The organism is Gemmatimonadaceae bacterium, assembly GCA_035606695.1.
Classification (GTDB): Bacteria; Gemmatimonadota; Gemmatimonadetes; order Gemmatimonadales; family Gemmatimonadaceae; genus JAQBQB01.
In genome coordinates, this window is sequence record DATNEW010000032.1 from 1 (window position 1) to 12,503 (window position 12,503).

The 12,503-nt window shown below is 64.2% G+C and carries 16 protein-coding genes; 6 read left to right on the forward strand and 10 right to left on the reverse strand.

The genetic code is table 11. The features are described from left to right. Positions 1–189 precede the first annotated feature (189 nt). The 3 genes from VN706_17220 to VN706_17230 all read right to left on the reverse strand — a co-directional run bounded on the left by VN706_17220 (position 190) and on the right by VN706_17230 (position 2,345). Entirely contained in the window at positions 190–915 is a 726-nt protein-coding gene (locus VN706_17220) for a M23 family metallopeptidase (GenBank protein HXT17384.1), read from the reverse strand. A gap of 5 nt (positions 916–920) precedes the next feature. Continuing rightward, on the reverse strand, positions 921–1,343 hold the full coding sequence (locus tag VN706_17225) for a polymer-forming cytoskeletal protein (GenBank protein ID HXT17385.1): 423 nt from the start codon (positions 1,341–1,343) through the stop codon (positions 921–923). 153 nt (positions 1,344–1,496) lie between these two features. Then, positions 1,497–2,345: a DNA polymerase ligase N-terminal domain-containing protein gene (locus VN706_17230; GenBank protein ID HXT17386.1), complete on the reverse strand. Its 849-nt coding sequence runs from the start codon at positions 2,343–2,345 to the stop codon at positions 1,497–1,499. A 179-nt stretch (positions 2,346–2,524) separates the two neighbouring features. Between VN706_17230 and VN706_17235 the strand changes: the two genes are divergently transcribed. Next, positions 2,525–4,192 carry a hypothetical protein gene (locus tag VN706_17235; protein HXT17387.1) on the forward strand — a complete coding sequence of 556 codons (1,668 nt, stop codon included), beginning with the start codon at positions 2,525–2,527 and terminating at the stop codon, positions 4,190–4,192. Between the two features lie 179 nt (positions 4,193–4,371). Here VN706_17235 and VN706_17240 read toward each other — a convergent pair whose 3' ends face one another. Together VN706_17240 and VN706_17245 are read right to left on the reverse strand one after the other, a co-directional pair. Further along, a complete protein-coding gene (locus tag VN706_17240; GenBank protein HXT17388.1) occupies positions 4,372–5,283 on the reverse strand; it encodes an EamA family transporter in 912 nt (303 codons plus the stop codon). Beyond that, a complete protein-coding gene (locus VN706_17245; protein ID HXT17389.1) occupies positions 5,280–6,800 on the reverse strand; it encodes an ATP-binding protein in 1,521 nt (506 codons plus the stop codon). Before VN706_17245 ends, VN706_17240 begins: the two co-directional genes overlap by 4 nt. A gap of 251 nt (positions 6,801–7,051) precedes the next feature. Between VN706_17245 and VN706_17250 the strand changes: the two genes are divergently transcribed. Together VN706_17250 and VN706_17255 are read left to right on the forward strand one after the other, a co-directional pair. After that, positions 7,052–7,639 carry a sigma-70 family RNA polymerase sigma factor gene (locus tag VN706_17250; protein HXT17390.1) on the forward strand — a complete coding sequence of 196 codons (588 nt, stop codon included), beginning with the start codon at positions 7,052–7,054 and terminating at the stop codon, positions 7,637–7,639. After that, the gene (locus tag VN706_17255; protein ID HXT17391.1) at positions 7,632–7,889 is read left to right on the forward strand and encodes a zf-HC2 domain-containing protein; all 258 of its coding nucleotides are present in this window, start codon (positions 7,632–7,634) and stop codon (positions 7,887–7,889) included. Before VN706_17250 ends, VN706_17255 begins: the two co-directional genes overlap by 8 nt. Here VN706_17255 and VN706_17260 read toward each other — a convergent pair. The 3 genes from VN706_17260 to VN706_17270 are packed head-to-tail and all read right to left on the reverse strand — an operon-like array spanning position 7,886 to position 9,689. Then, positions 7,886–8,416: an OsmC family protein gene (locus tag VN706_17260; GenBank protein HXT17392.1), complete on the reverse strand. Its 531-nt coding sequence runs from the start codon at positions 8,414–8,416 to the stop codon at positions 7,886–7,888. The two genes, VN706_17255 and VN706_17260, sit on opposite strands and share 4 nt — an antisense overlap. Before the next feature lie 13 nt (positions 8,417–8,429). Then, complete coding sequence (locus tag VN706_17265) at positions 8,430–9,305, reverse strand: sulfurtransferase (GenBank protein ID HXT17393.1); 876 nt, start codon at positions 9,303–9,305, stop codon at positions 8,430–8,432. A gap of 57 nt (positions 9,306–9,362) precedes the next feature. After that, positions 9,363–9,689 (reverse strand): (2Fe-2S) ferredoxin domain-containing protein, encoded by a 327-nt coding sequence (locus VN706_17270; protein ID HXT17394.1) that lies wholly within the window; start codon positions 9,687–9,689, stop codon positions 9,363–9,365. 6 nt (positions 9,690–9,695) lie between these two features. On the opposite strand from VN706_17270, the gene VN706_17275 reads away from it, so the two are divergent. Together VN706_17275 and VN706_17280 are read left to right on the forward strand one after the other, a co-directional pair. Next, complete coding sequence (locus tag VN706_17275) at positions 9,696–10,493, forward strand: alpha/beta hydrolase (protein HXT17395.1); 798 nt, start codon at positions 9,696–9,698, stop codon at positions 10,491–10,493. 64 nt (positions 10,494–10,557) lie between these two features. Next, complete coding sequence (locus tag VN706_17280; GenBank protein HXT17396.1) at positions 10,558–10,827, forward strand: hypothetical protein; 270 nt, start codon at positions 10,558–10,560, stop codon at positions 10,825–10,827. Positions 10,828–10,873: 46 nt separating this feature from the next. Here VN706_17280 and VN706_17285 read toward each other — a convergent pair whose 3' ends face one another. Next, positions 10,874–11,182, reverse strand: a complete 309-nt coding sequence (locus VN706_17285) for an HNH endonuclease (GenBank protein HXT17397.1) — start codon at positions 11,180–11,182, stop codon at positions 10,874–10,876. Between the two features lie 26 nt (positions 11,183–11,208). Here VN706_17285 and VN706_17290 point away from each other — a divergent pair, with 26 nt between their 5' ends. Next, the gene (locus VN706_17290) at positions 11,209–11,502 is read left to right on the forward strand and encodes a hypothetical protein (GenBank protein HXT17398.1); all 294 of its coding nucleotides are present in this window, start codon (positions 11,209–11,211) and stop codon (positions 11,500–11,502) included. 26 nt (positions 11,503–11,528) lie between these two features. Here the strand turns inward: VN706_17290 and VN706_17295 are convergent, their stop codons facing one another. Next, a complete protein-coding gene (locus VN706_17295) occupies positions 11,529–12,473 on the reverse strand; it encodes a TerC family protein (protein HXT17399.1) in 945 nt (314 codons plus the stop codon). Positions 12,474–12,503: the final 30 nt, after the last annotated feature.

A 12,503-nucleotide genomic window follows, 5' to 3' on the forward strand; every position in this document is an offset into this window, starting at 1 on the left:
TCGCAGCAACGCCATCGCGCGAAGGACCACGCGCACCTGCTGGACTCCGCCATGCAACAACGTCTGTAACTCCTTCGTGTCCTGCGACTTCAGTCGGAACGACGCGGGAGGACGTGGCATGGTCAAAGTATAGATTGGACCTGCCGGCCACACAAGCAATATTACGAATCTTTTCAGGCGGTCAGAGACCTAGTGCTCGTTCCCGGCGACTGCTGTGTGCGCCGCAACGAGATTGATGCTGTCGCGGCTCGACAGGAATTTCATCGGGTCGATCGGCTTGCCGTTGAGCATGACCTCGAAGTGCACGTGCGGTCCGGTCGCGAGTCCGGTGCTGCCGACAGTCGCGATTGCGAATCCTGCGGGAATGCGCTGGCCGACGCGTACGAGCGTCGTACGGCAGTGCGCGTAGAGCGTCGTGATGCCGCCGTTGTGCGCGAGCTCCACGGTCAGCCCATCACCCAACCGCCAGCCGACGAACGTCACCGTCGATACCGCCGGCGCCACGATGGTCGTTCCCGCCGGCGCCGAAAGGTCGATGCCTTCGTGCGGGCGGAAGAAGTGCAGCAGCGGATGAAAGCGCGACCGCGCGAAGCGGCTCGTCAATTCACCGGCCACCGGCATGATCATCGACGGCGCGGAATCCACCATCGCCGCGTCGTACATCACCTTCGCGCGCAGCGACTGCACCGAATCATTCAACGTCAACACCGTCCGCCGCGCCTCGGCCAACTCGTCCGTCGTGAACACGACGCTCCGCGCGTTGGCCCCCGACCAGATGCCGGTCGCCGCGAGAACGGCGGTCGAAACCGTGGCAACGGTCTTCAGCACGCGGCTGCTCACCGAAACGCGATGCGTCCGCGCGCCGGGTTCCGGTGGTACGAGGATGAGCGTCCAACGGCGGCGCGGACTGCGCATCGGGTTTAGCGTGTCAACACGGCCGCGCGTTCCGGCGGTGCAAGCTCGAGCCGGCGCCCTTCGACCGGCGTCTCGTGGCGGTTGACCACGACGTGGCCGTTGATCGTGCCGCCTTCGTGCAGCATCATCGCCGTGCTGCGAATGTCGCCGAGCACGGAGGCCGATGCCTGAATCTCGACGCGGGTGCCGGCGACGATGTTGCCTTCGATCGTTCCGGCGATCACGACTTCGCGCGCTTCGATGTCGCCGACGACGACGCCGTGGGCGCCGATGATCATCGTGTCGGCGCGGTGCAGCCGCCCTTCGATGCGGCCGTCGATGCGAATCGTGCCTTCGGTGCTGATCTCGCCGCGAATGACGAGCTGTTCGTCGACGACCGAGTACCCGGTCGCTTGAGGGAGGTTGGTACGACGGGCGAACAGAGCCATGTGCATCCTCTCAGCGGTGAGACGAAACAGCGAACACAAGCAGCATGTCGCCGCGCACGGCTGCGCGCCAGTACCGAACTATTCCATCTGCAAGCTTGTGGCCGCTACGGCCCGCAAAAAGCCCGAATCAGCCCGCTAAAGGCGTGACGCGGATCACACTTTTCGGCCCGCGCGCTTGACACCGCGCTTGACACCGCGCTTGACACCGCGCTTGGCACCGCGCTTGGCACCGCGCCTCGTGCCGCGTTTGGCACTGTGTTTCGTGGCGCTCTTCGGTCGCGCGCTCTTGCTCCTTTTTCGCGGAGCCGCCGCCGTCTTTTTCGCCGCGGATTTTCGTCGCGCGGTTTTTTTCGCCGGCGGCTCGTCGTCCGATTCACGATTGCTGTTCCACACGCGGCTCCGCCCGCTCGTGATCTGCTCCATCGTGCGGCCCGTGGTGACCGACGTCATCACATCCGACACGACGTCGTACTCGGCGTCCGCGTCGTCGTCGCGATGTTTGATCAACAGCCACTGCGCCTTGCCGTTCTCGTCGCGTCGCATGCGCACCAACACCCATCCGCCACGCATGCGCTTGCCGTGCATGATGAACTTGAGATCGCCGCGCTCGTAGCCGTCGCGCAGCGCATCTTCGCCGCCTCCGCCCTCGGGTTCATACGTGCCGCGATCCCACAGCATCACCGTGCCGCCGCCGTACTGTCCCTTCGGAATGGTGCCTTCGAAGGTGTTGTACTCGATCGGATGATCCTCCACTTGCATCGCCAACCGACGCGTGCCGGGATCGTAGCTCGGCCCTTTCGGCACGGCCCAGCTCTTCATCACGCCGTCAAGCTCGAGACGAAAGTCGAAATGCAGATGACTCGCCGCGTGCTTCTGGATGACGAAGCGAAGCGTGTGCTTCGATCGCGTGCCGGCTGTTCCCGCGGGCTCCGCCGTCTTGGTGAAGTCGCGCTTGCGCTTGTATTCGATCAATGAACCGCTGGACCGTTTGCGAGCCGCCATGCCCGAGTTCCTCGCTGAATGTCTCTGCCGATACGCGGCCGACTCGGCAATGCGCATGCCTATGCATGGCTATGCATGCCCGCGAAGCTCGCGAGCACCCGCAGGCGGCCAGTGGCGCCCGGCGCGAAATGGGCTCAGTCTTCACCGCACTGACGTTCATCGAAATCCGGAGGAGCTTCGTGGTCTCACGCACTGCCCGTCTTTCGCACATCGCCGCCGCGCTCGCCATGCTCGCCATGCTCGCCACGTTCGCTACGTTCGCTACGCTCACTTCGTGCGGCGGTCACGCGTCGATGGTTCCGAGCTCCATGCCGAACGCGGCGTCGGCGTCATCCGGGTCATCCGGCGCGCCGTTCGATATCGCGTATCGCGTTGGCTGGAGCGATCCGGCGCAGCATCAGTACGACATTCAGCTCGACGTCGGCAATCTCGCCGGCGACGTCGTCAGGCTGCAGATGCCCGTGTGGTCGCCGGGGCGTTACGCGCCGTTCTTTTTCGCGCGCAACGTCACCGACTTCACCGTGACGAGCAACGGCGCTCCGGTGCGCTGGGACCGCGAGAATGGATCGCTGTGGCGGATCTATCGCGGCGGCGCGACCAGCATCACGGTGCGGTATCGCGTGTTCGCCAACACGCTGTCCGGCACGTTCAGCGTGCTCGATACCGCGCACGCGAACTGGAATGGTCCGTCGCTCTTCATGTACGTCGTCGATCACAAGCCCAACCCCGTGCGGCTCCACGTCACCGTACCGCAGGGCTGGCAAATTGTGAATGGAGATTCACATTCCGGCAACCAGGCGGATTACACGTTCGAGAACTATGACCGCCTCGCGGACACGCCGACCGAAGTTTCTCCTTCCTTGATGCTCGATACGCTGCGAATCGACAATCGCATCTATCGCGCGATGATCCACCACAACGGTGCCGCACCAAACGTGCTGCGCCGCCGCTTTCTCGACGATCTCGCCAAGATCGTGCGCTACGAGAACACGGTCTTCAGTCCGCCGCCGCTCGAGATGTACACGTTCCTGTTCAACATCGGCTTTCCGGGCGGCGACGGCATGGAGCATCTCTATTCCACGCAGATCATCGACCGCACGCCCTGGAGCGAGGGCGCGGCGGTGCTGCCCGGCCTCAGCACCGCGGCACACGAATACTTCCACGTCTGGAACATGAAGCGCGTACGCGCCGCCGCACTCGGCCCCTTCGACTACACGCATGAGATCTATCAGCCCAGTCTGTGGGTCGGCGAAGGGTGGACGCAGTACTACGGTATGATGGCGCTGCCGCGCTCCGGTGTAGAACCGGCCGACCAGATCTATTCGGCGGCGAGCCAGCTCGTTCGAGCCAATCTCACGGCGCCGGGGCGCAAGGAAGTGTCGGCGCGCATGGCATCGTTCGAGGCACCGTTCTTCGACGGCGCCACGTCAGGATACGCGGTGAATCCCGCCGCGTTCTTCAGTTACTACACGAAGGGTGCGGGCATCGCGCTGTATCTCGATTTGTTCATCCGCGAGCACACGGGCAACCGCAAGTCGCTCGACGATGCCTTCCGGCTCTTGCGCGACCGCACGTGGGGCGCGGCGAACGCGTCATACTATCTACAGGGCCGCGGGTACACGGAAGACGACGTGGAACATGCCGTGAGCGATGCCGCCGGCGTCGACATGCATGCGTGGTTCGAGCGGCACGTCGGGGGCACGGAAGACATGGACTATGACGAAGTGCTCGGACCGGCGGGGATGACGCTCGATCGAGGCACGTGGCGAGTGAGTCCGTCTCCGAACGCGACCACGGAACAAGTCAGAATTAGAGAAGGATGGGTGAGCGGGAAGACATCACCCTAGGACCGGATCGGCACGGAAACGGCGTTGAACGTTTGAAGGTGAACTTTTTTGGGAAACCCTCAGGCCGCTTCGAACCGCCGAGCATAATGAGGGTTTTCTAAAAAAATCTTGACGGCAGTCAACTGCAGTTCACGCCGTCTCCGTGCCTGTCCGTTCTTGTCGCCGTTCAAATTCCGTGGTCAAGCTTTTGTCGCTCTACTGCGGGCGAGAGTGATCATCGCCACGCCCCCGATGATGATCGCCGCCGCGACGAGTGTCCGTGGCGTGATCGACTCGCCCGCGATCGCCCACCCCAGCAGCACGGCGACGATCGGATTCACATACGCGTACGTCGACGCCTTCGCCGGCGACACCGCGCCAAGCAGATAGATGTACGCCGTGAACCCGATCAGTGACCCGAACGTCACGAGGTACAACCATCCGAGCCACGACACGCCGGAGATCTGCGCGACGCCGAATCCGCGCAGCTCGCCGATCGCCGCGCCGAGCGCGATCAGCGTCACGCTGCCGCCGAGCATCTGTATTCCGGTCGCCATGGCCGAGGATGCCGGACGAGCACTGTACCGGTTGTAGATCGATCCCGCGGCCCATGCCAGAGAGCCGACCATCAATACGCCCGTCGCCGTCGCGTCGACGTCGCCCTGGCCGATGATGGTGCGCGGACCCACCAGTACCACGAGCCCGCCCAGTCCCACGAACACTCCGAGCATCACCATCACGCTCGGACGCTTGCCGCGCGGCCGTAGCCAATCCAGGATCACCATCCACAACGGCACCACCGCCACGATGAGTGCCGCGAGGCTCGACGGCAAGCGTTGCTCCGCCCATCCGACGGCACCATTGCCCAGACAGAGCATGAGCGCGCCCGCAATCGTGGCATCGCGCCATTCGCGCGACGTCGGACGCGGTGCACCGCGCCAGCGAGCCCACGCGTACAGGATCGCGCCGGAAACGACGAAGCGCGCGCCGCCCATGAGCAGCGGCGGAATCGTTTGCACCGCGTAGCGAATGGCGAGGTACGTCGAACCCCACACGATGTACACCGCCGCGAACGCGACAACGATTCGCGACCGCGACTCGGCGGCGCTCAATCGCCCTCGATCAATCGACGCAGCTCTTCGACGTCGTACGGACGCGCGACGAACGCTGCGCCCTCGATCGGCGTGGGCAGGCGCAAATCCTCGAGCGGCGCTTCCGCCGAGAGAACGAAGCGCGCCTCGGCACACCCCGACGTGCCGCGCAGCAGCGTCGCGACAGGTGTCCCGTCGCGCGTGAGAAGGCGTGCGTCGCACACGACGGCGTCGAACGTCGTCTGTTCCGATAATCGCAGCGCGAGCTCGCCGTTGCTCGCGTTGATCACGGCGTGCCCGCGCGAGGTGAGGAATCGTTCAACGAACAGCAGGTCCGATGCGCCGGGATCGACCACGAGCACGTCGAGCGGGCGCGAGGCCTGGCCGGACGACGCCGGCATGATCGTTTCCGTCGCGATCGGCAAACGAATGACGAAGCGCGCGCCCGACGTCGGCGCATTCTCGAACGAGATGGTGCCGCCATGCTCGACGATGATGCCGTGCACCACCGCGAGCCCGAGTCCCGTGCCTTCTCCTTCCTCCTTCGTCGTCCAGAACGGATCCCAGATCTTGGAGCGCGCCGACTCGGGAATGCCAGGACCGTCGTCCTCGACCTCGATGATGACGTCGCGCGCGTCGTGGCGCGTGCGAATGCGCACGTGGCCGACGCCGGTGATGTGCGGCGTGTCCATGCGCGCACGCAAGGCCTGCTCCGCGTTGTTGATGAGATTGAGAATGACTTGCTCGAGCTGCGCGCGATCGCCGTTGACCATGGGCAGCGTCGGATCGAGATCGAGCATGAAGCTGATGCCCGCCGTCTCGAGCGAATAGCGGCGCGTGCGTACGATGTAGCCGACGACGTCATTGACGTCGGTGCGGACACGGCGTTCGACGTCGCGCTTGCGCGCCATCGCGAGCAGGTCCTTCACGATCGTGGCCGATCGGATCGCTTCGTGGTTGATCGTGTCGAGCGCGGCCCGATCTTCCGCCGGCCACGGCTTCTTGAGCAGCAATTGCGCGAAGCCCATGATCGCCGCGAGGGGATTGTTCAACTCGTGCGCGACACCGGCGAGCGTGGTGCCGATCGTCGCCATTCGCTCGGTGCGCCGCAGCAATTCGTCCTGTCGCTGTCGTTCGGTCACGTCCTCGACGATGCCGTCGAACGTGTCGAGCTCGCCGTTCGCGTCCAGTTCCGGACGGACGGCGAGACGCACGGTGATCGGGCTGCCGTCGCGCCGCTTCCATCGCGTTTCGATCCAGTCGGGATAGCCGCGCATGGCCGTGGGTCGTCGCATCAGGCGGCCGCGCTCTTCGGGATCGAGGTACACGTCACGCGACAGGTCGAGCGTCATGAGCTCGTCGACGCTCGCGTAGCCAAGCATCGCGGCGAGGGTCGCATTCGCCTCGAGAAAACGCCCGTCGGCGGACGAGCGGTAGGCGCCGTATCCCCCACGCCCGACGAGCGCGTTGTACCGCGCTTCGCTGCGTGCGAGGGCCGCCTTCAACTCGTCGATTTTGGGGTCGGTTTGGCGGTCCATGGGCTCGGGCGTCCAGCGGACGGCCCCTCCAGGCTCATTAAGTAGCGAACCAAGCGTTTAAATCGGTTCCCCTTAGCGAGCGGGTTTGACCAAAATAGCGCGTCTTGGGGTTGTCTTCAGGAAGTCGTAAAAAAATTTGGTTGGGGACGCCAGGAGCCGAGTCAGGGAAATTGAGCTCTAGCGTGTCCTAGCTCACGGACATATAATTTACACGTCAATTATTTACTCTCGTCTCAATCACACACTGTTCAATGCATACCGTTGAAACCGCATTCGAGAAGGAAGCGCTTCCGTGGATCGATGATGTCTATCGGTTCGCGCTTTCACTGACTCGCGACGAGAGCGACGCTGACGATGTCGTACAGGACACTTATCTGCGCGCCTATCGGTCGTGGCATACGTACATGCCGGGAAGTGATTGTCGTCGTTGGCTTTTCACGATTTGTCGCAACGTGTTCCTGCGCTCACGCGAGCGCGCGCGGCCGACCGTCGAGCTCGAGGCAGCCGACGTGGATTCGGCGGCGGCGGGGTCGGTGTACGCGACCGCCGTGCGGGAAGGGTACGAGGACGTGTTCGCGCGTCTCGACCTGGCGCCCGCGATCAGCGATGCCCTCACGAACGTTCCGGAACCATTCCGCTCCACGCTGATTATTGTGGACGTGGAAGATCAATCGTATGAGTCGGCCGCCGAGATGCTCGGTGTGCCGATTGGTACGGTGCGGTCTCGGTTGTTCAGAGGGCGACGACTGATGCAGGAGCAATTGCTCACCTACGCCATGGACGCGGGCTTCGGCGCGCGAAGTTCCGTGGCGTTGGTCGAGCAGCGACTAAATGCCTGATACGAATACCAAGCCGATACCCGACGAATGCATGGCCGTGCTTCGGCACGTGTGGGACTACCTTGACGGCCGAATGACTCCGGCCGCGGCGCAGGCCCTGCGCGATCACGTCGCGCGCTGCCCGCAGTGCCTGGACTACCAGCTCTTTCAGCAGAGTTATCTGGTGGCCATGCAGCGCCTGCGCGTTCGGAATGCCGCGCCGTGGCACGTGCGCGCGCGCGTGCTGGTGACGCTGGCGAAGGCCGGTTAACTGCCGTTGTTCGCGGTCGACGGCGTCCAGATCTGCAGCCGTCGCGCCGGAAAATTCTCTCCGTTGAGCGTCAAGGCAGCGTTCACGACGATGTCCGGCGCCAGCGAACACGCCACCGAGCAGTACCGCGTGAACGACAGCTCGATCGCACGCTCGGCCTGCTCGCGCTCGATGCCGACGCCGTCGACGCGGAACTCGATGTCGAGCTTCATCAGCCGCCGCGGATAGTCGCCGCGCCGCTCGCCCGCCAGCTGAACGCTCAGTCGCTCGATCGGCGTTTTTCGCTTGGCGAGAATGTCGATGATGTCGACGCTCGAGCAGGTCGCGACGGCGCTGAGCAGCGTTTCCACCGGACCCGGCGCTTCCTTCGCGCCGGCATCGATGCGATGCTGACGCCCCGCGGGGCCGGCGTCGAAGAGCCGTTCGCCGCGCCACGTGACTTCACTGCGCGTGATGACGGCCGGCTTGGGCCCCTCGGCCGCTGGTGACGCGGACGACGTTGACGCCGAATTCGCTGGATTATCCATTGTTATAGTTTCCTTATTTCTCGATCGGGACGCGCACGGCGTTGCCCCATTCGGTCCAACTGCCGTCGTAGTTTCGCACCCGGTCGTAGCCGAGCAGATAGTGCAGCACGAACCAGGTGTGACTCGAGCGCTCGCCGATGCGGCAGTACGCGATCACGTCGTCCTTGGCTGTGAGACCGCACTCCTGCTCGTAAATCGCGCGCAGCTCGTCGGCCGACTTGAAGGTGCCGTCGGGATTGGCGGCGCGCGCCCACGGAACGCTCTTCGCGCCGGGAATGTGGCCGCCGCGCAGCGCGCCCTCCTGTGGGTACTCGGGCATGTGCAGCTTCTTGCCGGAGAATTCATCGGGCGAGCGAACGTCGATCAGCTTGCCTTTCGTCTGCACGTGTCGGCGGACGTCGTCCATGAAGGCGCGAATCGGCGCGTCGCTGCGCTCCTTCGCCGTGTAGCTCGAGCCCGTGACGGCGCGCGGCCGGTCTGTGCTCATGGGGCGATTCTCCTGCTCCCACTTCATTCGTCCGCCGTCGAGCAGCTTGGCGTTCTCGAAGCCGAACAATCGAAATACCCAGAACGCGTACGCCGCCCACCAGTTGTTCTTGTCGCCGTAGAAGATGACGGTCGTCGAGTCGTCGATGCCCATGGAGCGAACGAGCGCCTGGAATTGTTCGCGCGAGACATAGTCGCGCACCAGGGCGTCGTTCAGGTCGGTGTGCCAATCGACCTTGAAGGCGCCCGGAATGTGCCCCGTATCGTACAGCAGCACATCCTCATCGCTTTCGATGATGCGAATCTTCGGATCGTCGAGGTGCGCGGCAAGCCACTCGGTGCTCACCAACGCGTCGGGATGCGCATATCCCTTTGCGGCGATCGCGCGATCGGTTTCCGTCATGTGTGAAAACATAGTGTCATCCTGTGCGCGAAGCGGGAAGGAGCTCACGCTGCCGAATCACAGCCGGTGGATCACCGCCTCCTCGACGACGCGGCCGCCGCGCAGATGCTCGGTGACGATCCGCTCGAGCAGCGCCGGCGTCACCTGGCCGTACCAGACGCCGTCCGGGTACACGACCACGATCGGGCCACCGCTGCACACGCCGAGGCACGGAGTCTCGCCGCGCTTGACGCGCGTCGGGCCGAACAGCAAGCCTTCCCGCTGCAACAGCGACGGGAGCAATTGGTAGAGCTCGCGCCCGCGCTGGTCGGGCGAGCAGAATCCCCCGACGCAGACGAGGACATGTCGCGCATACGGCTCCATGCGGTGTAAGCTATCGCTCATCCGCCCATGACTGAAACGATCACGATCGACGGCCTCATCGTCCTGCGCGCGCTGCCCGCGCATGCCAAGAGCGCCGCGCCCCGCAGCGTGCTCTTCGTACACGGCTATTTCGCGGAAGCGAGCGTGTGGGAAGAGTGGCTGCCATTCTTTGCCGAGCGTGGATTCGCGGCGTATGCCGTCGAGCTGCGCGGGCGTCGTGGAAGCCGCCCGGCGACCGTCCTCGGCGACGTCTCGATTGAGGATTTTGTGAACGACGCGCGGACGGTCGCCGGCACACTCGGCAAGCCCGCCGTCGTTGGGCACTCGATGGGCGGGCTCATCGCGCAACTGCTCGCCGCCGACGATGCGGTGAGCGCCGCGGCGCTGATCGCGCCCGCGCCGCCGCGTGGGATTCCCTTGTTCGTGCCTGGCCTCTTGCTCAAGCAGCTGAAGTACGTGCCGGCGATGCTGCGGTCGCGAGTCGTGCGGCCGGCGCGGGAGGACTTGCGCCAGATCGTGATGAATCGCCTGTCGCGCGACGCGCAGAACAGTTTCCTCGAAAAGCTGCACGCCGACAGCGGCCGCGCGGGACGTCAGATGTCGATGACCGGTGTGCCTGTCGATGCCGCGCGCGTCCATTGTCCGATTCGGGTCTTTACCGCGAGCGACGACCGCTTCATTCCGCCGCGTATCGTGAAGCGCATCGCACATCGTTATGGTGTCGAGGCAGAAATGCTCGAGGGGCACGGGCACGCGGTGATCATCGAGCCGGGATGGCAGGCACTCGCCGAAACGATCGTGGAGTGGCTTCAGCGGTCATCCTGAGCCTTCGCTTCGCTCCGGATCACCGCCTGTTGCGAGATGATCCGGCGCCGCACAACTTCCGCGCATGACCGACGACGGTATCCTCTACGAGCGCACGCTGCCGCATGGACCGGCGGTGCGCATTCGCCGCACGAGCGATCCGGGTACGCCGCCCGTAACCGCGGTGCTCGAGGTCGATCGCCGCGCCGGGACGCCGCGAGCCGGCATTGGAAATCCGCCGCCGTTGCTGCAATGCGAGGCCGCGAACGACGATGATGCGCTCGCGCAGCTCAAGCCGCACGCCGACGATGATCGCACCGTCGTCCAGCTGATGAGAGAGAAGGGGTTGCGCTAACACGCGCTAACACGCGCCAACACGCGCTAGCGCGCACTAATACGCGCTAAGGTTTCTTCGCATCGAGCTCGGCCAGCTCCTCGTTCAGCAGACGCATGAGCCGGGGCCACACGTGCACCGCGTAGCGCCGAAAATTCTCGCGCGCCGAGGCATTCTCATGGAGAAAGACGCTGAGCCGGCGGTGGCCCTTCAGCGTGTTGCAGGCCCCGCACGCCGTCACTAAGTTGCCCTCCGAGCGATCGCCACCCTTCACGCGGGCGTGTACGTGGTCCAGGGTGAGCTCGCTCGCGTCGAACTGCGTTCCGCAGTAGACGCATCGGTATTCGTCGCGCTCGAAGATTCCGCTTCGTTTCAATGGACAACCTCCCGCGGTCCCGGCGGATGCTGATGGACAAGGCGCGCAACTACCTCCTTGATCAGATAGGAGGGGACCCGTTGCGGCAAGACGACGCGGATCCTCCCCGCTTGACCCTCAAAGCCCTCGAGAAGATCAGCATGTCACGCACCCGTGAACGCATCCTGGCGAACCTGGACGAGATGTACCGCGAAGCCTTCGAGCGCGCGAAGACCACCGGCGACGACAAGCAGATGGCCGCGCTGGATTTCGCGTATCGCCGGGAGCAGCTCTACTTCGAGATCCTGCTCGACGTGCGGGATGCGATGGAGCGGAAGTAGCGCTGGGCGATGGGCGATGGGCGAGACTACCGTCCCTCGGTGCCCGCCTTCGGCGGCTCATTTCGAGTCCAGATCAACGACGCGACGATCGATACGGCCAGCACGCCGAGGATCACCGCCAACGACAGCGTGATGTCGATCCGGAAAAAGTGCTCGGTCAGCATCTTGAACCCGACGAACGACAGAATCACCGCCAGGCCGTACTTGAGCAGGTGAAAACGATCGACGACCGCGGCGAGCAGGAAGTACATCGAGCGGAGGCCCATCACCGCGAAGATGTTCGACGTGAACACGATGAAGGAGTGCGTCGTCACGCCGAAGATGGCGGGAATCGAATCGATCGCGAAGATCAGGTCCGTCACCTCGATCAACACGAGCACCAGCAGCAGCGGCGTCGCGAGCCGCTTGCCGTTCTCGACGGTGAAGAAGTGGCTGCCGCGATAGTCGCGTGACACGGGCATCACGCGCCGCACGAGCTTCACGATGCGGTTGTTCTCTCCGTCGAACTCTTCGCTCTTCGTGAACGCCATGCGGATGCCGGTGAACACCAGCACCGCCCCGAAGACGTACATCACCCACTGGAAATGGTGAATCAGCGCCGTGCCGGCCAGAATGAACAAGCCGCGCATGATCAGCGCGCCGAGGATGCCGTAGAAGAGCACGCGATGCTGGCTTGCCTTCGGCACACGGAAGTACTCGAAGATGAGTACCATCACGAAGATGTTGTCGGCGCTCAGCGCCTCTTCGATGACGTAGCCCGTGAGAAACGTCAGCGCGATGTGGCGGTTTTCGAGGAAGTACAAGCCGACCGCGAAGAGCAGCGCCAGCGAGACCCACACGGCGACCCAGATGCCGGCCTCCTTTGGCCGGACAACGTGCGGCGTGCGATGAAAGACGCCAAGGTCGAGCGAGAGCATCGCGAGCACGAACGCGATGAATCCGACCCAGAACCAGATCGACGTGTGGAGCATGTCGGTCGAAAGCTATTGACCGGGCTCCGA